We start from the raw sequence: 19,645 nt of genomic DNA, 5'->3' as shown, positions 1-19,645 counted from the left end.
AAATCGGTAACCCCCCTTTATAATGACGACATGGATGTTCTGCTCATCGAAGACAATCGGGATCTCGCGGGCAACCTCCTCGACCATCTCGAAGCATGCGGTCATCGGGTCGATTGGGCGAGCGATGGTCTGAGCGGGCTGCATCTGGCCGCGAGCAAGCCCTTCGACGCCATCGTGCTCGACCTCGGCTTGCCCGGCCTCGACGGGATCGAGCTCTGCCGTCGCCTGCGGGAAGAAGGGATCGCCACACCGATCCTCGTGCTCACGGCCAGGGGTGAATTGGACGACAAGCTGCTCGGTCTGGAAGTGGGTGCCGACGACTATCTCGTCAAGCCCCTCTCGCTGCGCGAGCTCGAAGCGAGATTGCGGGCAAACGTGCGGCGGGCCGCAGGCGGCTTGGAACGACGACGCCTGCAAGTGGGTGACCTGATCCTCGATGAACGAACCCACCAGGTATCGCGACAAGGGAAAAGAATCGTCCTGGCCCCGTTCGATTACCAACTGCTGCGGCTCTTGATGCGCGCTTCGCCCGCCGTCCTGACGCGCGAGCGCCTCGAAGCCGCACTATGGGGAGACGATCCGCCCGACAGCGACGCACTGAGAACCCACATCCATCGTCTGCGTCAGGCGATCGATCGACCGTTCGATGTTCCTTTGCTGCATACGGTACCCCACGTGGGTTATCGTCTGGCCGTACCCGATGAAGAAACGCCCGCATAGCCTGCGCGTTCGGCTCATCGCCGCCTTTGCTTTCCTCGGGGTGGTTTTGGGGCCACTCGTCTCCGGCATCATGCTCTGGGTAAGCTACCAGCTGGAAGAGCGAGCGGTGATGGAGGTGGTGCAAGATCGCCTGACTAGCCTCATGGCGGCGCCAGAGAACTTTGCCTTGCGCCCGCATCCACGCCATCCCGAGGTCCTCGTTTCGTACGCTCTCGAGCTCGAAACTTTGCCAGATGCCATTTTTTTCCTGCCCGATGGTGTGCATGAATTCGAACTCGGGCGCAAAGCATGGATCGTGGGGTTTGCCTCCCTCGCGGATGGCCGGCGTTTTGCCGTGCTCCACGACATCTCCAGCATCGAACAGCGCGAATGGGTGAGCGTGTTCATCATGCTCGCCGGCACCGTGCTCGCCGGCTATGCAGCGCTGTGGTTCGGGTTCTACTTCTCCCGCCGTTTGCTCGCACCGCTCAATCGACTCGCCGAGCGTTTGAGTGTGGTACATGATTTTTCCCCCGAAATGCGACTGGCCGACGAGGACATGGACGAAGAGGTATTGGTGCTGGCGCGGGCGCTCGAAGACTACCGGCAGCGCATGTTCGAGGCGCTCGTGCGTGAGCGGGATTTTTCGGCCGACGCGAGCCACGAATTGCGCACGCCGCTGACCGTGATCCGCCATGCAGCAGAGCTGCTCGCGTCAGATCCCTCTCTCTCGGAGCGTTCCCGGAGGGCCCTGGCGCGTATCGATCACGCGAGCGTACGGATGGCCGAGACCATCGAGACCCTCCTGCTGCTCGCGCGTGAACCGGAAGCGACGCGGGAGGAATTCGACGTGAGCGAAATCGTTCGCAATTGCCTTGCTCAGGTCGAATTCACTCCACGAGACGGAGGTCCTGTCCTGCATTTCAGCGTCGAGGCGAGCCCGACGCTGTATGGATCGCCCCAGACGCTCGCGGTGATCGTGACCAATCTGGTGCGTAATGCCCTCCAGCACGCCCGCTGCCACCGGGTCGAGGTAAGCATCGATGCGCAGGGGGTGAATATCGAAGACGACGGGATCGGCCTTCCTGATCAGGACGTGGCTCGAGCCCAGGCTCGTGGCCGTGGGTTAACGATCGTACGCCGGCTGTGCGAACGGGAGGGGTGGGTCCTGCACTTCGAGCGACCCGCTACGGGAGGCACCCGAGTCCGGGTCGCGTTTTCCCGGCCGGAGGAAGAAGATTCCGGCCGGGAATGATCAGGCGCGCGCGAGCGGCTTGTAACGGACGCGCCGCGGGCGGGCGGCGTCTTCGCCGAGGCGTTTTTTCTTGTCCTCTTCGTATTCGCGGTAGTTGCCCTCGAAGAAGGTCCACTGCGAGTCGCCTTCGGCCGCGAGGATGTGGGTGCAGATGCGGTCGAGGAACCAGCGGTCGTGGCTGATCACCAGCGCACAGCCGGGGAATTCGAGGAGCGCTTCTTCGAGCGCTCGCAACGTTTCCACGTCGAGGTCGTTGGAGGGTTCGTCGAGTAGCAGCACGTTGCCCCCCTGGATCAGGGTCTTGGCGAGGTGCAGCCGTCCACGCTCACCACCCGAGAGTTTGCCCACGGGTTTTTGCTGATCCGCTCCCTTGAAGTTGAAGCGGCCGAGGTAGGCCCGGCTGGGCATCTCGAAAGCGCCGACCTTGAGGATGTCGAGCCCCCCGGAGACTTCTTCCCACACCGTCTTGTTGGGATCGAGCCCTTCGCGGGATTGATCCACGGCGGCGATCTTCACCGTCGGGCCGATCTCGATCGTGCCGGAATCGGGCTGTTCCTTGCCGAGGATCATGCGGAAAAGGGTGGATTTACCTGCACCGTTGGGGCCGATGATGCCGACGATCGCCCCCTTGGGTACGGAGAAGGAGAGGTCGTCGATGAGCAGCCGATCGCCGAAGCCTTTGCTCACGTGGTGGAATTCGATCACCTTGTCGCCGAGCCGCTCACCGGGCGGAATGAAGATCTCTTGGGTCTCGTTGCGGCGCTGGTATTCGATCGAGGCGAGCTCCTCGTAGCGCGCCAGACGCGCCTTGGATTTCGCCTGCCGCCCTTTGGGGTTTTGGCGCACCCATTCGAGCTCTTGTTTCATGGCTTTGAGGCGAGCAGCTTCGGCCTTGGCTTCTTGCTCCAGGCGCTTTTCCTTCTGCTCCAGCCAGGAAGTGTAATTGCCCTTCCACGGGATACCCTCGCCACGGTCGAGTTCCAGGATCCATTCGGCGGCATTGTCGAGGAAGTAGCGGTCGTGCGTGACGGCCACCACCGTGCCGGGAAAACGCACGAGGTATTGCTCGAGCCATTCGACCGATTCGGCGTCGAGGTGGTTGGTGGGTTCGTCGAGCAGCAGCATGTCGGGCTTGGAGAGCAGGAGCTTGCACAGCGCCACGCGCCGCTTCTCGCCGCCGGAGAGGTGCGCGATCTTGGCGTCCCACGGGGGCAGGCGCAGCGCGTCGGCAGCGATCTCCATCTGGTTTTCGAGGTCTGTGCCGGCGCTGGCGAGGATGGCCTCGTATTTGGCCTGCTCTTCGGCGAGTTTCTCGAAGTCGGCGTCGGGCTCGGCATAGGCGGCGTAGATTTCCTCGAGCTTGCGCCGCGCCTCGACGAGTTCGCCCAGCCCCTCTTCGACTTCTTCGCGCACGGTCTTTTCCGGGTCGAGCTGGGGTTCTTGCGGCAGGTAACCGATGCGGATACCGGGCTGCCATTGCACCTCGCCGTCGTACTCCTTGTCGACGCCGGCCATGATGCGCAGCACGGTGGATTTGCCCGCGCCGTTCAGGCCCAATAGCCCGATCTTGGCGCCGGGAAAGAAGGAAAGCGAGATGTCCTTGATGATCTGACGCTTGGGGGGAACGATTTTGTTCACCCGAAGCATGGACATGACATACTGAGCCATGGTACTCCCGAAGAATTACGGTTCAATGGGTCATTGTACCCGAAACGCCGGCCGGAGTTCCCGGGACTGGTTCATGGCTCCCCAGAGGCGGCGAGGACGTTTGGGGAAGTCTCTCTTGCGCTGGGCCATTGTCGGGCAAATAGGCGATGATCTGGCACAGCACCGCTGCCAGATAGGGGATCGCCTGCAGCATGAGGATGGAGACCCAGAGCTTGATTTCCAGGTCGAGCAACCCTCGTTCGGCCACGAGAACCCCTGCACCCAATACGATCGTCGCGAGCAGGCCGAGTTCCTCGCGGATGGGGCCAAAGAAGGCAAACGTTCCTTTGGCGCGCCAACCTTTGGGGGTGCGCACGAAGGTGCCTTTCTTCTGGAAGAGCCCGGCGAAGACGCCGCGCGCGATGGTGTGCGCCAAGCCGACCGAGAGAATCGAGGCGCCGAGGATGTCACTCCAGCGCGTGTGCATGGTGCGCCGGTAGAGGACGGGCCCGAGTGCGGTCTTGAAGGCCATGAAACCGAGCACGGGCATGGCGAGCGAGGCGACCGGCAGGGCGAAGGTTTTGGGGAAGTGGATCATGCCCAGCGTCCAGTAGATGGAGGCGAGCGCGAAGACGAGGTGCAGGGCATCACCGAACCAGGCGAACCAGCCGGTGAGGAAGTGGTAGCGCTGAGCGAAGTTCAGCTTCGAGGGTCGCAGCCCCAGGAGCTTGGGCAAGTGGGCCTTGAGGATCTGCATCGCACCGAACGCCCAGCGGAAGCGCTGCGACTTGATGGCGGCGAAGTCCGAAGGGGTGAGGCCACGGCCGAAGATGTGATCCACGTAGCGGGTTTCGTAGCCGAGCTCGATCAGGCGCAGGCCGAGTTCGGTATCCTCGCAGATGCACCATTCCGACCAGCCGCCGACTTCCTCCAGGGCCCGGCGGCGGATGAGCGTCATCGTACCGTGCTGGATCAGGGCGTTGCGTTCGTTGCGGTGGTGCATGCCGATGCGGAAGAACCCTTCGAACTCCCAGTTGCACATGCGCTGGAAGAAACTGTGTTCGAAGTCGCGGTGCGCCTGCGGCGCCTGGACCACCGCCACCTGAGGGCTGTCGAGGAAGTGCGGCACGAGTCGGGCGAGCCAATCGGGTTCGACGACGTAGTCGGCATCGACTACACCGATGATCTCGGCGCGCGGATCCGTCTGCTTTAGGGCGAAATTGAGCGCGCCGGCCTTGAAGCCGGGCCACTTCGGCAGGTGGAAGAAGCGGAAACGCGGCCCGAGCGTGGCGCAGTGCGCCTCCACCGGCTTCCACAGGGCTTCGTCGGTGGTGTTGTTGTCGACGACGATTACCTCGAAGTTGGCGTAATCGAGCCGGGCGAGCGAGTCGATGGTGGCGATCACCATCTCGGGCGGCTCGTTGTAGCAGGCGAGGTGAATGGAGACGAAGGGCTGCTGCTCCGGCGGTAGAGGCTCACGGGGGGTGAATCGCCGGCGCCATTGTCGCTTGAAGAGCACCTCGCCGAACTCGAAGCCGTGCGACAGCAGTACGGCGATGGTCATGAGGGTGGCAAAGATGAGAAAGACGAGACCGACGAGATCGCCCCGCGAGAGGTAATAATCCTTCGGCAGATAGACGCCGACCACGAGTACGGCCGCGGAGAGCTGCACCAAGCCCATGAGCCACAGGCGCCCGAGCACGTTCCAGCTACCCAGGGCGAAGGCGATGAGGAACATGGGCACGGCTGCGACCGTCACCGCCAGTCGCGCTTTTTCTTGCCAGCGTACGTCGCTCACGATGAGACCGTCGAGGGAATACTTGAGCTGACGATCGGCGTCGAACATGCCCCAGTAGGAACCCGCCCAGCCCTCCACGGCGACTTTCCAGGGCTGATCGAACGCCTCCATGATGAAGTAATCGAGGAAGGCGGAACGTGGATCGGCGAGGAATCCGCGCACGAAGCGCACGGCGTCTTCGAGGGTGGCGCGGGCGTATTCGTCCCCGCCCATGAGGTTGGGCATTACTTCACCCTTGGTGGGCCAGCCGATCTCGCCAATGACGATGGGCTTCTTGGGAAATCGCTGCCTCAGCTCTTCGTATCGGCTGAAAGCGTATTCGAGCGCCCGTGCAGAGGAGATGCCCTCGTGATAGGGCAACAGGTGCACCATGAGGTAATCGACGTGGTCGACGAGCTCGGGGTTGGCGAGCCAGACGTGCCAAGGTTCGGCGGTGGAGACCGGAGGACGTTGTCCTTTGCGGAACTGGCGGCGGATGTCGGCGCGCACGCGGTCGAGATAGGACGCCATCTCGGCCACCGTCATCTCCTTGCGCAGCAACGCTTCATTGCCCACCACGATGCGTTCGATGTTCTTGTGTCGCTTCAGGAGCGCCAAGCCTTCGGTAATCTCCCGCTCGGAGAGTTCCTTGTCGGCCGAGACCCACAAACCCATGGTGACGGTAAAGCCTTTTTCTTCGGCCAAGGGATAGATCGAGGGGACATCGGTGACGCCGTAAGTACGGATGCGGCGAGTGTACTTGCTCAGGATGTCGAGGTCTTCGGCGACCTGTTCGGGCGTGGGGTACTTCTTCTCGAAGGGAGACTGGTCACGACGGAAAGGGGTGTAGGCGAAGCCGCCGATCTCGCCCGAGACGCCGGGCATGGCATCGCCCCGCGCCTGCCATTCCCATAGTTTGAAGGTTCCGAACATCACGAGCAGGGTAAGGACGAGGGCGACGAGCGCCCGCCAGAAGAGATGGAGTTTTACGCTCACTGCATCGATCCGTGGTACGGGAGGATAACGGACGATTTTACGGCTTCCCGTGCGGAATTGGCCGGGGCGATGAGAAAATGTTTGTTTCCTGGTGGATGTAGACGGCGAACCGGATGACGAAGAAGAGCGGATGGCGCGCCTTGGTGCGCGGCTGGTTCTTGGGTGCGATCCTGGTGGGGCTCGCCTGCCTATGGGTGCGCTTCGGATGGCTGGAGGCGCAACTCGCGCCGGCGGCCTGCGGCGGCAAGTGGGTGCCCGGAGGAGGCGTTGCCTGTGCAGCCAAGTTCCTGTTGGTTCAGGCGTTTCTCGAGGAACGCATCGGTTGGGTGGCCGTGTTGTGCGCGGCCCTCTCCCAGCTTCGTGGATCGCGCCGCTGGGCGGTGGCGGCACTGTGGCTCGGCGTGGCGGCCACGGTGTTCTATGCCGCCACGCCGGGAGTCATTGCGGTGCTATGGGCTTTGCCGCGGCTGTGGTTCTGCGATGCGCCGCGTGGATGGCGCGCGCGAACGTCATCGCCGTGAGTCCCCACAGCAGTGCCTGGCCGTTACCCGGTTCTTCCAGCCAGCGGTAGAGGCCAAAGGCGAAGAGAATCCAGGCCCAGAGCCGCTCTTCGGCGCTCACCTCCCATGCGCGGCGCCAGGCAAAGAGCGCGAGCGGCAGATAGAGCGCAGTGGGAAAGTCGCGGTAGCGGCCGTCGACCACGAGCCAGACGGAGGCCACGGCGGCGCAAAAGAGCAAGAGCCGCAGCGCGAGCGCGACGGAGCGGGCCGGCAGGCGCGGCGCCACGGCAAGCCACGCGGCGACGAGAATCGAGGCGAGCCCGATCGCTCCCAACACGCTCCATTCCACGGCGTCGCGGTAGGCCAGCCGGGCGTGTTCCCACTGCCACATCGCGATGAGTCCGAGCACGGCGCCAGCGAGCGCATGCCACGCGTGGTCGCGTCCGCTCGCGGCTCTTGGCGCGGCCATGAGGAGCAGCAGCGCCGCGCCCATGCCCGCCCAGGCGAGCACCGGCCAGAATGACGCGCGTTCGGCGATCGGCCCCGTAAGGGGGAATTTGGGCGCGAGCGAAGTGTCGAGCATCCCCCAGTGGCCACCGACGGTGCCCTCCAGCCAGCGCTTCCAGGGCTGGTCCACCGCTTCGATGAAGTTGTACTGCCAGCCGTGACGCTCCGCCAAGGCCAGGAATTCGCGCACGTAGCGCGCCTGGTTCACGCGCGAAGGAATCGCCCCTTCGCGCTGGCGCCCGGCACTGGGCCAGCCGGTCTCACCGATCACCACCGGTTTGGTCAGCAAGGTACGGGCAAGCGTCCTGATGCGCACGAGATGATCGATCGCCGCCTCGATCGGCTGAGGGCGGTCTTCCCAGTAGGGCAGGATGTGGATGGTGGCACGATCGACGTGCGGCTCGAGCGCGCTGCGATGGCGCAGCCAGAATTCCCAGACGTCGGCGTAGGTCACCGGCACGCGGCTGCGCGCGCGGGCTTCTTCCAACCAGCGGCCCATCGCCTCCGGGCTTTGCTCGCGGCGCAGCAGCACCTCATTGCCGACGATGAGCATCGTGACGACGTCGGCGTTGGCATTGGCCACCTCCAGTGCGCGCTCGAGCTCATGGCGGTTCTTATCGTCGTCGCGCCCGATCCATGACCCCAAGAGCACGGTGAGCCCGAGTTCGCGTGCCACTTCGGGGACCCGATCCAGCCCTTGGTCGACCGAGTAGGTGCGCACGCAGCGGGTGACGGCGGCGAGCGAGCGCAGATCGGTGGCGATTTCTTCGCGAGTGAGTTTCAGGTCTTTCTTGAACGGGGTGTAGCCGTCGCGATAGTAGGGAGCGTAAGAGACGCACTGCAGACGCGGGTCGGCGAGCGGCGAGGAGGGCAGATCGATGGGACGACTCTCGTGCCAGTACCACCCCAGGAGGGCGGCGAGCACGAGCGCCGTGAGAGCGAAATACCGCCGTAAAGGCGCCTGGGCGGCAGAGACCATGGTTCAGACTGAGGGAAACGCTGAATAATTGGCTGCGCGGGCGAATCGCTGCGTTGCGCGGTGCTCGCTCCCTCGCCTATCTACTTGATATGTCTCGGTCGCTGCGCTCCGTGCGCCTTGCGCTTCATCCCGCTCGCTCATTTCTTCAGCGTCTCCCTGAGAGGAGTGCATCATAGGCGCGCGCCGTGAGCAGCTCGGGGAGAGGCGCGTCTTCGTCGGGCATCAATTGCAGGAGCCAGACCTCGTAGGGCGCTTCGTTGAGTCGCTCGGGTCGTTCGCGGGGCTCTTCGTTTACCGCGACGACGGTGGCGGGGAAAGGGCAGAGAATCTCGGAAGCGACCTTGACCGATTCGACGACGGCGAGCACGTCTCCGGCTTCGAGATGCTGGCCAGGCTCGGGCAATTGCACATAGACAATGTCGCCGAGCTCACGTTGGGCATGATCGGTGATGCCTAGAGTGTAAATTCCATCGTCTTCGCGGCGCAACCACTGGTGGCTGGGAAGGTACAGACGGTCGTCGGGAGAGGGATTCATCACGGGCTCCGGGGCAAGCTGCAGGGGCGCCAAATTAGCATCAAGTGCCCAAAGGGGCAAGGAATTTTTCCGCAAACGTCTAGCCAAAGCAAGAGAAAGCAGGTAAGGTCTTGGATACGTCGGTCGATACCGGCGTGCTCTACACGACAGCGGAAAGGAAAGATCATGAATCAAGCAGCAAAAGCGGGCGATACCGTCCAGGTCCATTACACCGGCAAGTTCGACGACGGCTCGGTGTTCGATAGCTCGGCCGGGCGCGACCCGCTCGAATTCACCGTCGGCTCCGGTCAGGTGATTCCCGGTTTCGAACAAGCCGTGGAGGGCATGGCCGTGGGGCAGACGAAAACCGTCACCATCCCGGCGGCCGAGGCCTACGGGGATCGCGTGGCCGAGGCGGTGTTGCAGGTGCCGCGCGAGCAGCTGCCGCCGGATCTCGACCCGGAAGTGGGACAGCAGCTGGTGATGCAATCGCGTGACGGTCGGCAGATCCCCATCGTCGTCGTCGAAGTGACCGAAGATTCGATCACCATCGACGCGAACCACCCGCTCGCCGGGCGCGACCTCACGTTCGAGATCGAGCTCGTCGCCGTTCATTAAGCGGCTTTACGGCGGGCGAAGGGTGGATGCGATGAAAGTGGATCTCCATTGCCATTCGCTCGTCTCGGACGGGGTTCTCACCCCGGCCGAGGTGGTTCGTCGCGCCGCCGCGAACGGCGTGGCGTTGCTCGCACTCACCGACCACGACGAGACCGCCGGCTGCGCCTCGGCTGAGGTAGAGGCGCGCGTGTGGGGCATCTCTTTCGTGCCTGGGGTGGAGATCTCGGTGTCGTTCGCTGACGAGACGATTCACGTGCTCGGCCTGGGCGTCGATCCCGGCGATCCTGCCCTCGGTGAAGGCTTGCAACGGGTGCGTTCGGGGCGCGACGCGCGGGCGAAGCGCATCGCCGAGGAGCTCGAGCGCCATGGCATCCACGGTGCATGGGAAGGCGCCCTGCGCTTCGCGAAGAATCCGGCCTTGGTGAGCCGCGCACATTTCGCCCGCTATATCGTCTCGCTCGGTTTGATGCGCTCGGTCTCGGAAGTCTTCCAATACTACCTCGCCAAGGGCAAGCCCGGCTACGTCGAACACGAGTGGGCCGTGCTCGAAGAGGCGCTCGCCTGGATCCACAGGGCGGGCGGGGTGGCGGTGCTGGCCCATCCGGCGCGCTACCGCCTCTCGACCTCGCAGTTCGCAGAGCTGCTACGGCGCTTCGATGAAGCAGGGGGCACGGCCATCGAGGTGAGTTCCGGTTCCCACGGCCCCGACGACATGCGCCGCTGGGCGCACGTCGCGCGCCAGTGGGGGTTTGCCGCTTCGATGGGTTCCGACTTCCATGCACCGGAAGAATCCGCCGTCGATCTGGGCGCGGCGCCCCCCTTGCCGCCGGATCTTACGCCGGTGTGGCAGCTGCTCGAATGCGCGCTATAATGTTTGATTATGGCGCAAATCCTTTCCATTCATCCGGTCGATCCTCAACGCCGACTCGTCGACCTCGTCGCGCGTCAATTGCGGCAAGGCGCGGTCGTGGCCATGCCCACCGACTCGAGCTATGCCCTCACCTGTCATCTGGGGGACGTCGAGGCGATCCGGCGCATCCGCCGTATTCGCGACATGGACGAGTCGCAGCCGTTTACCTTGCTGTGCCGCGACCTCTCCGAGCTGGGCAACTATGCCCGGGTGGATAACCGCGTCTTTCGCCTGCTGAAGGCCAACACCCCCGGCCCCTACGTCTTCATCCTCGAGGGGACGCACGATCTGCCCCGGCGCATCCTTCACCCCAAACGGCGCACCATCGGGCTTCGCGTGCCGCAGCACCGCGTGGTGCAGGCGATCCTGGAGGCGCTGGGCGAGCCGCTCCTGAGCACCAGTTTGATCCTGCCCGGCGAGGCGGAGCCTTTGCCCGATGCCGAGACGGTGTCCGAACGCATCGGCAAGCTGGTCGACGTGATCGTCGACACGGGCGAAACCTGCCGCGAGCTCACCACCGTGGTCGATCTCACGGGCGAAGCGCCGCACATCGTGCGCGTCGGGGCGGGCGATCCCACCCCATTTATCGCCGAATGAATGCCTTTCTCGCCGATCTCGCGCTCTGGGCGCTGCCGGTGCTGCTGGCGATCACCTTGCACGAGGCGGCGCACGGCTACGTCGCCCGAGCTTTTGGCGATCCCACCGCCGAGCGTGCCGGGCGCATCTCGCTCAATCCACTGCGTCACGTCGACCCGGTGGGCACCCTCCTCGTGCCGCTGGGCATTCTCCTGCTGTCGCTGCTCACCGGCGCCGGAGCGCTGCTCTTCGGTTGGGCGAAACCGGTGCCGGTCGATCCCTCCCGCTTGCGTCATCCCAAGCGCGACATGTTCTGGGTGGCGGGCGCAGGGCCCGGCATCAATTTGGCGATGGCCCTCGGATGGGCCTTGCTCTTCAAGCTCTCGCTCACGTTCCTGCCTCCCTTCTGGGCAGTGCCGCTCGCGCGCATGGCCGATGCCGGCATCTCGATCAACGTCGCCCTCATGGTATTGAACCTCCTGCCGCTGCCGCCGCTCGACGGCGGTCGCATGCTCGTGAGCGTATTGCCGCCGCGTCCGGCCTGGGCCTTGTCGCGGCTGGAGCCGTACGGCATCGCGATCCTGCTGGTGGCCATGATCAGCGGGGTGGGCTCCTCCATCCTGTGGCCGATGTTCGTCGCGGTACGCAGCACAATTCTCGCGACGATCGGCTTTTAGCACCTTCGAATCCTACGAACCGTAAAGGCGAAAAAACCATGTATGCTGAAAGGGTCCTTTCGGGAATGCGTCCCACCGGGCGCCTCCATCTGGGGCATTATCACGGCGTGCTGAAAAATTGGGCCCGCCTGCAGTATGAATATCCTTGCCTTTTCTTCGTGGCCGACTGGCATGCGCTCACCACGGCCTACGACCAGCCCGACGTGATCTCGCAGGCCACCTGGGAGATGCTCATCGACTGGCTGGCAGCGGGCATCGACCCGAACCAGGCCACGCTCTTCATCCAGTCCCGGGTGCTCGAGCATGCCGAGCTGCATCTGCTGCTTTCCATGATCACGCCGCTCGGCTGGCTCGAGCGGGTACCGACCTACAAGGATCAGCTCGAAAAGCTCTCGCACAAGGATCTCACCACCTATGGATTCCTCGGCTATCCCTTGCTGCAGGCGGCCGACATCCTCATCTATCGCGCCAATCTCGTGCCGGTGGGCGAGGACCAGATCCCGCACGTGGAATTCACGCGCGAAGTGGCACGCCGCTTCAACCATTTCTACGGTCGCGAGCCCAATTTCGAGGAAAACGCCAAAGAGGCGGTGAAGAAACTCGGCAGCAAGCGCGCCCGGCTCTACCTCGAGTTGCGTACCCGTTTCCAGCAGGAGGGCGACACCGAGGCGCTCGCACAGGCCCGCGCCCTCCTCGAGGAAGCGCAGAGTTTGTCCCTGGGCGACCGTGAGCGGCTCTATGGTTATCTCGAGGGCTATAGCAAGCACATCCTGGTGGAACCCCAAGTGCTGCTCACCGAGGCCTCCCGCATGCCCGGCCTCGACGGGCAGAAGATGTCGAAGAGCTATGGCAATACGATCTATCTGCGTGAAGACCCCGAATCGATCACGCGCAAGGTGCGCACCATGCAGACCGATCCGGCGCGGGTGCGCCGCACCGATCCCGGCGATCCGGCACGCTGCCCGGTATGGCAGTTCCACAAGATCTATACCGACGCCGAGGTGCACCAGTGGGTGCAGGAGGGCTGCCGTAGCGCCAAGATCGGCTGCCTGGAATGCAAGCAGCCCGTGCTCGAGGCCATCCTCGAGGAGCAGGCAGAGATGCGCGAGCGGGCTCAGCCCTATGTGGAGAACCCCGGTCTCGTGCGTAACGTCGTCGCCGACGGCTGCGAGCAGGCGCGCAAGCTCGCTCAGGCGACCCTGCGCGACGTGCGCGAAGCGATGGGCCTGGATTACACGTGAGCATGGATGAAATTCTGGCCACCGAGGCGCCGATCGCGCGTGTCTACGGCGAGCCGCTCACCGCCGTGCCGGAAGATCTCTTCATTCCGCCGGAGGCGCTGCGGGTCTTCCTCGAAACCTTCGAGGGGCCGTTCGACCTCTTGTGGTATCTCATCCAGAAGAACCGGCTCGACGTGCGCGACATCCCGGTGGCGCGGCTCACCGAGCAGTATCTCGCCTACGTGGAGGCGATGCGCCGCTTCGACCTCGATCTGGCGGCCGACTACCTCTTGATGGCGGCTACGCTCCTCGAGATCAAATCGCGCTCGCTGCTGCCACGAGCCCCTTCGGTGCTCCAGGAAGACGAGGGCGACGATCCACGGGCCGAGCTCATGCGCCGCCTGCTCGAATACGAACGCATCAAACGCGCGGCGCACCTCTTGGGCGAGCATCCGCGGGCGGGACGGGATTTTCTCTGGGCCGGGCCGATCGAGTGGGGCCATACGCCGCAGCGGCCGCAGCCGGAGGCGAGTCTGGATCGGCTCATCGAGGCGTGGACGGGAATCCTGCAGCGCCTGCGGCTCGAGCGCCGGCACGAAGTCGCCGCCGAGGCGGTCTCGGTGCGCGAGGCCATGAGCCGCGTGCTGCGCCGGCTGCATCATGCCGCGGGAGCGCTCGCGTTCTCCACGCTGATCGAACCGGAGCAGGGGAGGCTGGGCGTGGCCGTCACCTTCGTGGCCGTGCTCGAGCTGTGCAAGGAAAGGGCCTTGCACCTGGAACAGCGCGAGCCCTTCGCGCCTCTTTGGGTGCGCTCGGCCGAAGCGGCACCGGAAACCGAACCCCTGGCGCTCGAACCATGACGACGGGCCCCTTTTCGACCAAGCGCATCGTCGAGGCGGCGCTGCTCGCGGCCGACGAGCCGCTGACGCTGGACGTCCTGCGCCGGCTCTTCGAACCCGATCCGGGAGCGGACATCCTCGCTTCGGTGCTCGCCGACTTGCAGCAGGAGTGGAGCGGCAAAGCGGTGGAGCTGGTCTGCACGGCGAGCGGCTGGCGTTTTCGTACGCGCTCCGAAATCCAGCCCTGGCTCGACCGGCTAAGGGCTCAGCGCGCGCCCACCTACAGCCGGGCGGTGTGGGAGACCTTGGCCGTGATCGCCTACCGCCAGCCGGTCACGCGCGGCGACATCGAGGCGATCCGCGGCGTGACGGTGTCGACGCAGGTGCTGCGCACGCTGGAGGGACGAGGCTGGATCGAAGTCGTGGGGCATCGCGACGGCCCAGGGCGGCCGGCGCTCTATGCCACCACGCAGCGCTTCCTCGACGATCTGGGTTTGCGCCACGTGACGGAACTGCCCCCGCTCGCCGAGCTCGAAGCGATGCTCGAACCCCTGCAGGGAGTGCATGACAAGGATGAAGATGAAGACCAAGGAAGTTGAAACGCCTCGCGCTGCGCCGCGGCGCACCCGTGCGCACAAGGACGCTCCGGCGCCGGCCGCCTCGACCGAGGCACCGCGCGAACGGGTGCAGAAGGTACTCGCGCGCATGGGACTCGCCTCGCGCCGCACCATCGAGGAGTGGATCGCGCAGGGGCGGGTGGCGATCAACGATCGACCGGCGCAATTGGGCGATCGGGTAGGGCCGGGCGATCGGATCAAGGTCGATGGCAAGCTCCTCGCCTGGCGGCCAGGGCGCGAAATCCCCCGCGTGCTGCTTTATCACAAACCCGAAGGGGAGATCGTCTCGCGCGAAGATCCGGAGGGGCGCCCCTCCGTGTTCGATCGCTTGCCGGCGCTGCGCAAGGGGCGCTGGATCGCGGTGGGGCGGCTCGACTTCAACACCTCGGGCCTGCTCATCTTCACCGACGACGGTGAGCTCGCCAACCGCCTGATGCATCCGCGCTACGAGCTGGAGCGGGAGTACGCCGTGCGCATCATCGGCGAGCTCACGCCGCAGCAGGTCGAGGAGCTCACCGGCGGCATCACCCTGGAAGACGGCCCGGCGCGTTTCGAAGCCCTCGTCGATGCGGGCGGCGAGGGGACCAACCATTGGTACCACGTCATCATCAAGGAGGGACGCAACCGCGAAGTGCGGCGCATGTTCGAGGCGTTGGGCTTTACGGTGAGCCGTCTCATTCGCGTGCGCTATGGTCCCGTGGCGCTGCCGCCACGGCTCAAGCGCGGCATGTGGATGGAACTGCCGCCGGAGTCGGTGGTGCAGACTTTCGGGCTGACCCCCTCCGAGACGAAGCGAACGAACCCCCGTGCAGGAAAGATCCCACGTCCGCGCACCACACCGCGCCCCTCCACTACTCATCGTTCGAAGAGGTGACCATCGATGGCTGATCGCCGACTACAGGTCTTTTATACCGTCGTCAAGGCGGGATCCTTCACCAAGGCGGCGGAGCGGCTCTTCATGACGCAACCCGCCGTCACGTTCCAGATCAAGCAGCTGGAGGAGCATTTCAACACTCGGCTGCTCGAGCGTGGCCACGGCAAGCTGAAGCTCACTCCAGCCGGCGAGATCGTCTTCGCCTATGCCGAAAAGATGCTCTCGCTCGATGAGGAACTCGAGACGCGCGTGGCCGAACTCACGAGCGAGCTCTCGGGGCTACTCTCCGTCGGCGCGTCGACCACGCTGGCGACCTGGTGGATGCCGCGCGTGATCGAGGAATTCAAGCGAGCCCACCCGCGCGTGATTCCGCGGCTGGTGGTGGGCACTTCGCAGCTTACGCAGCAACGGGTGCTCGAGCGCGAGCTCGATCTGGGATTCATCGAGATCGCCACCAAGGAGCCCGGTTTGGAGCAGGAGGAAATTAGCCGGGACGAACTATGGGCAATCTTCGCTCCGAACCATCCGCTAGCCAAGGGAAAAGGCAAGCCCGTGCGCGCCGAGCAGCTCGCGAAGCATCCGTTCATCCAGCGCGACCCAGGCAACGGCATTCGCGAGATCGCCGAAGCGTTTTTCGAAGCATCGGGGATCGCTCCCGAAGCGTTGGAAATCGCCGCTGAGATCGGAACGCTGCAGGGGGTGAAACATCTCGCCGCCGCTGGCATCGGCGTCGCCATCGCTTCCCGCGCGGCCTTGCTCGAAGAGCTGCGTACGGGGCAATTGGCGGCCGCACCGCTCGATCCGCCGCAATATACGCCCTTCGAGTTGATCCTGCCCAAGGATCGTTTTCGCTCGCGACTCATCATGACCTTCGCCGATTTCGCCCGGGAGCGTATCCAGACCATGGAACGGCAGCTGCCTTCGGCCGAATTCTTCTTCGGACGCTGATGGCCAAGGCACGCACGGTTTTCGTCTGCCGCGAGTGCGGCGCGCGTTTTCCCCGCTGGCAGGGGCAGTGCAGTCAATGTCAGGCGTGGAACACGCTGGAGGAAACACGCGAGACGAATGACTCGGGGCCGACCCTGCATCGGGCCATCCAACGCCCGGCGGCGCTCGCGGCCGACGCGGGCTCGGGCTTGGTCACGCTCGATCGCATCGAGCGCCGCCCCCTCCAGCGCCAAGCCACGGGCATCGACGAGTTCGATCGTGTGCTCGGCGGCGGCATCGTGCCCGGGGCGGTGGTCCTGCTGGGCGGCGACCCCGGTATCGGCAAGTCCACCTTGCTGCTGCAGGCGCTCGCCCGCTTGGAAGCTGCCGGCGCCGGCCCCGTGCTCTATGTCACGGGAGAAGAATCGGCCGAGCAGGTGGCGTTGCGGGCCGAGCGCCTGGGGCTGGCGGGCTTGCCGCTGCCGCTGCTGCCCGAGATCCAGCTCGAGCGGGTGCTTGCCGCGGCGCAGGTGCTCACGCCGCGCGTGATGGTGATCGATTCCATCCAGACGATGTACACCGAGGCGCTCACCTCCGCGCCCGGGTCGGTGGCGCAGGTGCGTGAGTGCGCGGCACAGCTCACCCGCCACGCCAAGGGAAGCGGCACGGCGGTGCTGCTCGTGGGGCACGTCACCAAGGAAGGGAGCCTGGCCGGGCCACGGGTTCTCGAGCACATCGTCGATACCGTGCTTTATTTCGAAGGGGACGCGCATTCGAGCTTTCGCTTGGTGCGCGCGGTGAAGAACCGCTTCGGCGCAGCGAACGAACTGGGCGTGTTCGCCATGACCGACCGGGGGCTCAAGGCGGTGAGCAATCCCTCGGCGATCTTTCTCTCCGAGCACCGGGCGGATGTGCCCGGCAGCGCCATCCTCGTCACGCTCGAAGGTACGAGGCCGTTGCTCGTGGAGATTCAAGCGCTCGTCGATGGCTCGGCGAGCCCCACGCCGCGGCGCCTGACGGTGGGGCTGGAGCCCAACCGTCTGGCGATGCTGCTCGCCGTGCTGCACCGCCATGCCGGCGTGTCGTGTGTCGACCAGGACGTGTTCGTCAATGCCGTGGGCGGAGTGCGCATCACCGAACCGGCTTCCGACTTGGCGATGGCGCTCGCCATCGTCTCTTCGCTCAGGAACCGGGCCTTGCCGCTGCGTCTGGCGGTTTTCGGCGAAGTAGGGCTCGCGGGCGAAATCCGGCCGGCGCCGCGCGGGCAGGAGCGCTTGCGCGAAGCGGCCAAGCTGGGATTCACCCAGGCGATCGTGCCGCGGGCCAACGTCCCCAAGCAGCCCATCCCGGGGCTGGAGGTGATCGGTGTCGATCGCATCGAGGCAGCGCTTGCGCAGCTGCGTCATTGAGTGCGCTGCCGCTCTTTGCGTAGTTCCCCGATCAGATCGGCGGGTGGCATGGGTTTGCCCACGTGCCAGCCCTGGATTTCGTCTACTCCGAGCGCGTGCAGGTAATCGGCCTGGCGCGCCGTCTCCACGCCTTCGGCGATCACGCGCTTGTCCAAAGCGTCGGCCATGGTGACGACGCCGCGCACGATGGCGCGATCGACCGGGGTCTCCACCAGGCGATGGACGAAGGACATGTCGAGTTTGATCGCGTCGAAGGGGAATTGCAGCATGTATTCGAGCGAGGCGTAGCCTACGCCGAAGTCGTCGAGTGCCACGGGGCAGCCGAGCGAGCGGATGGCGGCGATCATGGCGCGGGCGCGTTCGGGGTCGCGGATGGCCAGCGTTTCGGTGATCTCGAATTCGAGCCGCTGCGGGAGCAGGCGGTGGCGCTGCAGGCAGTCGGCGATGTGATCGACCAGCCCGTCGTCCAGAATCTGGCGCGGAGAAAGGTTTACCGCAAGGCGAAGGGGAAGCCCCGCGTCGTTCCAGGCGGCGAGCCGGGCCGATGCCTCGTCGATGATCCAGCGGCCTGCTTCCACGATCAGCCCCGTTTCTTCCAGTAGCGGAATGAACTGGATGGGCGGCAGCACGCCGCGCTCCGGATGGCGCCAACGCAGCAGGGCTTCCGTTCCGACGAGTCGCTGCGTTTCCAGTGCACGCTGCGGCTGATAGAGGACGAAGAATTCCTGGCGTGCGATCGCCTGGTGCAGATCGGATTCGAGCTGCAGGAGCGGGGTTTCGCCGGATTCCGCGTCGCTCGTGAGGAAGTAACGCCGTCCGCGCTCCTTGGCTTGGCGTTGCTGGTGACGGGCGAGCCGCAGCAGGGCTTCGACGTCGGTGCCGGCAGCCGGAATCCAGGCGCCTCCCAGGGTGACACGGGGATGGAGCTCCTGTCGTTCCCCGCCTGTCGTGAGTACGCCGACCGGATTGTGCAAGGTGGCAAGCAGCTCTTCGATCGGCTCTGCTTCACGGCTCTCCGAACCGAGGCTCACGAGGGCGACGAATTCGTCGCTGCCGAAACGGCTCGCCACCCCGCCATGACGTGCTGCCCATTGGGCGAGACGCTGCGCCAGAGTGCGTAGGAGTTCGTCTCCTGCCCGGTCACCGAAGGCATCGTTGATGTTCGCGAGCCCAGCGACGTCGAGGCACAGGAGAAGCTGAGGCCTTTCAGGGGTGGCCTGACGGATCATGTCCCGCGCCGCGCGCAGGAAATGCGCCCGGTTGGGAATGCCGGTGAGCTCGTCGTAGTGCGTCAGACGCTCGAGCGTGGCTTCGAAACGACGTGCGAGAGTGACGTCGACCAGCACGCCGAGGATGAGGGAAGCCTCTTCTTCACAGGGTTCGGCAACCAGCCGCACGAAGCGGGGCGGTTCTTCATCGAGGCGAAATTCCACCTCTGCCTGCCGGCCGAGGAGGCGCAGGTGCTCGAGCGTCGTTTCCACGCGTAAACGGTCTTCGTCGTGGACCCGTGCAAGCAATGCCGCACGGTTGGGCGGAGGCTCGCCACGCCACCACTGATGGGCTTCGTCGGGCCAATGGAAGCGGTCTTCGTCGGGCCGCCAGCCCCAGCCGAGGATGCCGGCGATGCGCGAAGCCGTGGTGCATAGTTGCTGAAGACCGTGGAAATTGCGCTGCAGCAGGCGTTCGGCATGCAGACGCTGGAGGCGATGGCGCAGCAAGACCGGATGCAGGGGCGCGAGTGCAACCTCGCTCGCCCCAGCTTCCAGTGCGCGGATGGCGTCTTCTTCCGTGGGCGCCAGCACGAAGAATTCGACCTCGTGCCGGCGCCGGCGGCGCAGCTCCCGCAACAGCGCGGGAAGTCCTTCGCCGTGTTCGAGCACCGCGAGGTCGGGATGGCGCCGTTCGAAGTGCGCGATGGCTCCTTCGGGCGTTTCCGCTACCAGAGTTTCGTAGCCCAGGGATTCGAGCACGGCGAGGAGCGTGTCTCGTTCGGACGGCGAGGGGCACAGGACGAGGGCGAGCGATTCGGTCATAGGGCAGCACACGGGGAATTTTGAGGCATTATAGGACCCTTGCCGTGGCTTGGCTGCCAGGGCGAGGAGAA

At 65.0% G+C, this 19,645-nt stretch carries 18 protein-coding genes; 13 read left to right on the top strand and 5 right to left on the bottom strand.

Going from position 1 to position 19,645, the window contains the following annotated elements:
• Window positions 1–30 precede the first annotated feature (30 nt).
• Both EPD80_RS02625 and EPD80_RS02620 read left to right on the top strand, forming a co-directional pair.
• Window positions 31–720: a response regulator transcription factor gene (locus EPD80_RS02625; protein WP_142809157.1), complete on the top strand. Its 690-nt coding sequence runs from the start codon at window positions 31–33 to the stop codon at window positions 718–720.
• Entirely contained in the window at window positions 701–1,954 is a 1,254-nt protein-coding gene (locus EPD80_RS02620; RefSeq protein WP_185957673.1) for a sensor histidine kinase, read from the top strand. The genes EPD80_RS02625 and EPD80_RS02620 overlap by 20 nt, the downstream gene beginning before the upstream one ends.
• Here EPD80_RS02620 and ettA read toward each other — a convergent pair whose 3' ends face one another.
• Together ettA and EPD80_RS02610 are read right to left on the bottom strand one after the other, a co-directional pair.
• The gene (gene ettA / locus EPD80_RS02615) at window positions 1,955–3,622 is read right to left on the bottom strand and encodes an energy-dependent translational throttle protein EttA (protein WP_142804662.1); all 1,668 of its coding nucleotides are present in this window, start codon (window positions 3,620–3,622) and stop codon (window positions 1,955–1,957) included.
• 22 nt (window positions 3,623–3,644) lie between these two features.
• Window positions 3,645–6,311 carry a glycosyltransferase gene (locus EPD80_RS02610; protein ID WP_142809361.1) on the bottom strand — a complete coding sequence of 889 codons (2,667 nt, stop codon included), beginning with the start codon at window positions 6,309–6,311 and terminating at the stop codon, window positions 3,645–3,647.
• A gap of 176 nt (window positions 6,312–6,487) precedes the next feature.
• On the opposite strand from EPD80_RS02610, the gene EPD80_RS02605 reads away from it, so the two are divergent.
• Complete coding sequence (locus tag EPD80_RS02605; RefSeq protein ID WP_142809153.1) at window positions 6,488–6,895, top strand: hypothetical protein; 408 nt, start codon at window positions 6,488–6,490, stop codon at window positions 6,893–6,895.
• Here EPD80_RS02605 and EPD80_RS02600 read toward each other — a convergent pair.
• Window positions 6,813–8,360: a glycoside hydrolase family 17 protein gene (locus tag EPD80_RS02600; protein WP_185957672.1), complete on the bottom strand. Its 1,548-nt coding sequence runs from the start codon at window positions 8,358–8,360 to the stop codon at window positions 6,813–6,815. The genes EPD80_RS02605 and EPD80_RS02600 overlap by 83 nt on opposite strands.
• Before the next feature lie 145 nt (window positions 8,361–8,505).
• Window positions 8,506–8,895 carry a glycine cleavage system protein GcvH gene (gcvH, locus tag EPD80_RS02590; protein WP_142809151.1) on the bottom strand — a complete coding sequence of 130 codons (390 nt, stop codon included), beginning with the start codon at window positions 8,893–8,895 and terminating at the stop codon, window positions 8,506–8,508.
• A 165-nt stretch (window positions 8,896–9,060) separates the two neighbouring features.
• Between gcvH and EPD80_RS02585 the strand changes: the two genes are divergently transcribed.
• The 10 genes from EPD80_RS02585 to radA are packed head-to-tail and all read left to right on the top strand — an operon-like array spanning window position 9,061 to window position 17,541.
• Window positions 9,061–9,492, top strand: a complete 432-nt coding sequence (locus EPD80_RS02585; protein ID WP_142809149.1) for an FKBP-type peptidyl-prolyl cis-trans isomerase — start codon at window positions 9,061–9,063, stop codon at window positions 9,490–9,492.
• Window positions 9,493–9,523: 31 nt separating this feature from the next.
• Window positions 9,524–10,363 (top strand): 3',5'-nucleoside bisphosphate phosphatase, encoded by an 840-nt coding sequence (locus tag EPD80_RS02580; protein WP_142809147.1) that lies wholly within the window; start codon window positions 9,524–9,526, stop codon window positions 10,361–10,363.
• Window positions 10,364–10,372: 9 nt separating this feature from the next.
• Window positions 10,373–10,999 carry an L-threonylcarbamoyladenylate synthase gene (locus EPD80_RS02575; RefSeq protein ID WP_142809145.1) on the top strand — a complete coding sequence of 209 codons (627 nt, stop codon included), beginning with the start codon at window positions 10,373–10,375 and terminating at the stop codon, window positions 10,997–10,999.
• On the top strand, window positions 10,996–11,655 hold the full coding sequence (locus EPD80_RS02570) for a site-2 protease family protein (RefSeq protein ID WP_142809143.1): 660 nt from the start codon (window positions 10,996–10,998) through the stop codon (window positions 11,653–11,655). The genes EPD80_RS02575 and EPD80_RS02570 overlap by 4 nt, the downstream gene beginning before the upstream one ends.
• A gap of 38 nt (window positions 11,656–11,693) precedes the next feature.
• Window positions 11,694–12,896: a tryptophan--tRNA ligase gene (locus EPD80_RS02565; protein WP_142809140.1), complete on the top strand. Its 1,203-nt coding sequence runs from the start codon at window positions 11,694–11,696 to the stop codon at window positions 12,894–12,896.
• Window positions 12,897–12,898: 2 nt separating this feature from the next.
• Window positions 12,899–13,735: a segregation and condensation protein A gene (locus EPD80_RS02560; RefSeq protein WP_142809138.1), complete on the top strand. Its 837-nt coding sequence runs from the start codon at window positions 12,899–12,901 to the stop codon at window positions 13,733–13,735.
• Window positions 13,732–14,313, top strand: coding sequence for an SMC-Scp complex subunit ScpB (gene scpB, locus EPD80_RS02555; RefSeq protein WP_142809136.1), 582 nt, complete (start codon window positions 13,732–13,734; stop codon window positions 14,311–14,313). Before EPD80_RS02560 ends, scpB begins: the two co-directional genes overlap by 4 nt.
• On the top strand, window positions 14,294–15,205 hold the full coding sequence (gene rluB, locus EPD80_RS02550) for a 23S rRNA pseudouridine(2605) synthase RluB (RefSeq protein WP_142809134.1): 912 nt from the start codon (window positions 14,294–14,296) through the stop codon (window positions 15,203–15,205). Before scpB ends, rluB begins: the two co-directional genes overlap by 20 nt.
• A gap of 6 nt (window positions 15,206–15,211) precedes the next feature.
• A complete protein-coding gene (locus EPD80_RS02545) occupies window positions 15,212–16,153 on the top strand; it encodes a LysR family transcriptional regulator (RefSeq protein WP_142809132.1) in 942 nt (313 codons plus the stop codon).
• On the top strand, window positions 16,153–17,541 hold the full coding sequence (radA, locus tag EPD80_RS02540) for a DNA repair protein RadA (protein ID WP_142809130.1): 1,389 nt from the start codon (window positions 16,153–16,155) through the stop codon (window positions 17,539–17,541). The genes EPD80_RS02545 and radA overlap by 1 nt, the downstream gene beginning before the upstream one ends.
• Here radA and EPD80_RS02535 read toward each other — a convergent pair.
• Window positions 17,535–19,574: a putative bifunctional diguanylate cyclase/phosphodiesterase gene (locus tag EPD80_RS02535; protein ID WP_142809128.1), complete on the bottom strand. Its 2,040-nt coding sequence runs from the start codon at window positions 19,572–19,574 to the stop codon at window positions 17,535–17,537. The two genes, radA and EPD80_RS02535, sit on opposite strands and share 7 nt — an antisense overlap.
• Between the last annotated feature and the right edge of the window lie 71 nt (window positions 19,575–19,645).

The sequence above is a fragment of the Tepidiphilus olei genome (genome assembly GCF_006980705.1).
Lineage (GTDB): Bacteria > Pseudomonadota > Gammaproteobacteria > Burkholderiales > Rhodocyclaceae > Tepidiphilus > Tepidiphilus olei.
Note: the sequence above shows the minus strand (reverse complement) of the source record. Positions and strands in the feature narration are given on the sequence as shown.

What these genes read in the sequence shown, in the direction of transcription:
- EPD80_RS02545 (WP_142809132.1), top strand. Translation starts at nt 15,212, where the DNA reads ATGGCTGATCGCCGACTACAGGTCTTTTATACCGTCGTCAAGGCGGGA.
- EPD80_RS02620 (WP_185957673.1), top strand. Translation starts at nt 701, where the DNA reads ATGAAGAAACGCCCGCATAGCCTGCGCGTTCGGCTCATCGCCGCCTTT.
- EPD80_RS02575 (WP_142809145.1), top strand. Translation starts at nt 10,373, where the DNA reads ATGGCGCAAATCCTTTCCATTCATCCGGTCGATCCTCAACGCCGACTC.
- EPD80_RS02625 (WP_142809157.1), top strand. Translation starts at nt 31, where the DNA reads ATGGATGTTCTGCTCATCGAAGACAATCGGGATCTCGCGGGCAACCTC.
- ettA (WP_142804662.1), bottom strand. Translation starts at nt 3,622, where the DNA reads ATGGCTCAGTATGTCATGTCCATGCTTCGGGTGAACAAAATCGTTCCC.
- gcvH (WP_142809151.1), bottom strand. Translation starts at nt 8,895, where the DNA reads ATGAATCCCTCTCCCGACGACCGTCTGTACCTTCCCAGCCACCAGTGG.
- EPD80_RS02605 (WP_142809153.1), top strand. Translation starts at nt 6,488, where the DNA reads ATGACGAAGAAGAGCGGATGGCGCGCCTTGGTGCGCGGCTGGTTCTTG.
- EPD80_RS02610 (WP_142809361.1), bottom strand. Translation starts at nt 6,311, where the DNA reads ATGTTCGGAACCTTCAAACTATGGGAATGGCAGGCGCGGGGCGATGCC.
- EPD80_RS02560 (WP_142809138.1), top strand. Translation starts at nt 12,899, where the DNA reads ATGGATGAAATTCTGGCCACCGAGGCGCCGATCGCGCGTGTCTACGGC.
- scpB (WP_142809136.1), top strand. Translation starts at nt 13,732, where the DNA reads ATGACGACGGGCCCCTTTTCGACCAAGCGCATCGTCGAGGCGGCGCTG.
- EPD80_RS02580 (WP_142809147.1), top strand. Translation starts at nt 9,524, where the DNA reads ATGAAAGTGGATCTCCATTGCCATTCGCTCGTCTCGGACGGGGTTCTC.
- rluB (WP_142809134.1), top strand. Translation starts at nt 14,294, where the DNA reads ATGAAGACCAAGGAAGTTGAAACGCCTCGCGCTGCGCCGCGGCGCACC.
- EPD80_RS02535 (WP_142809128.1), bottom strand. Translation starts at nt 19,574, where the DNA reads ATGACCGAATCGCTCGCCCTCGTCCTGTGCCCCTCGCCGTCCGAACGA.
- EPD80_RS02600 (WP_185957672.1), bottom strand. Translation starts at nt 8,360, where the DNA reads ATGGTCTCTGCCGCCCAGGCGCCTTTACGGCGGTATTTCGCTCTCACG.
- radA (WP_142809130.1), top strand. Translation starts at nt 16,153, where the DNA reads ATGGCCAAGGCACGCACGGTTTTCGTCTGCCGCGAGTGCGGCGCGCGT.
- EPD80_RS02570 (WP_142809143.1), top strand. Translation starts at nt 10,996, where the DNA reads ATGAATGCCTTTCTCGCCGATCTCGCGCTCTGGGCGCTGCCGGTGCTG.
- EPD80_RS02585 (WP_142809149.1), top strand. Translation starts at nt 9,061, where the DNA reads ATGAATCAAGCAGCAAAAGCGGGCGATACCGTCCAGGTCCATTACACC.
- EPD80_RS02565 (WP_142809140.1), top strand. Translation starts at nt 11,694, where the DNA reads ATGTATGCTGAAAGGGTCCTTTCGGGAATGCGTCCCACCGGGCGCCTC.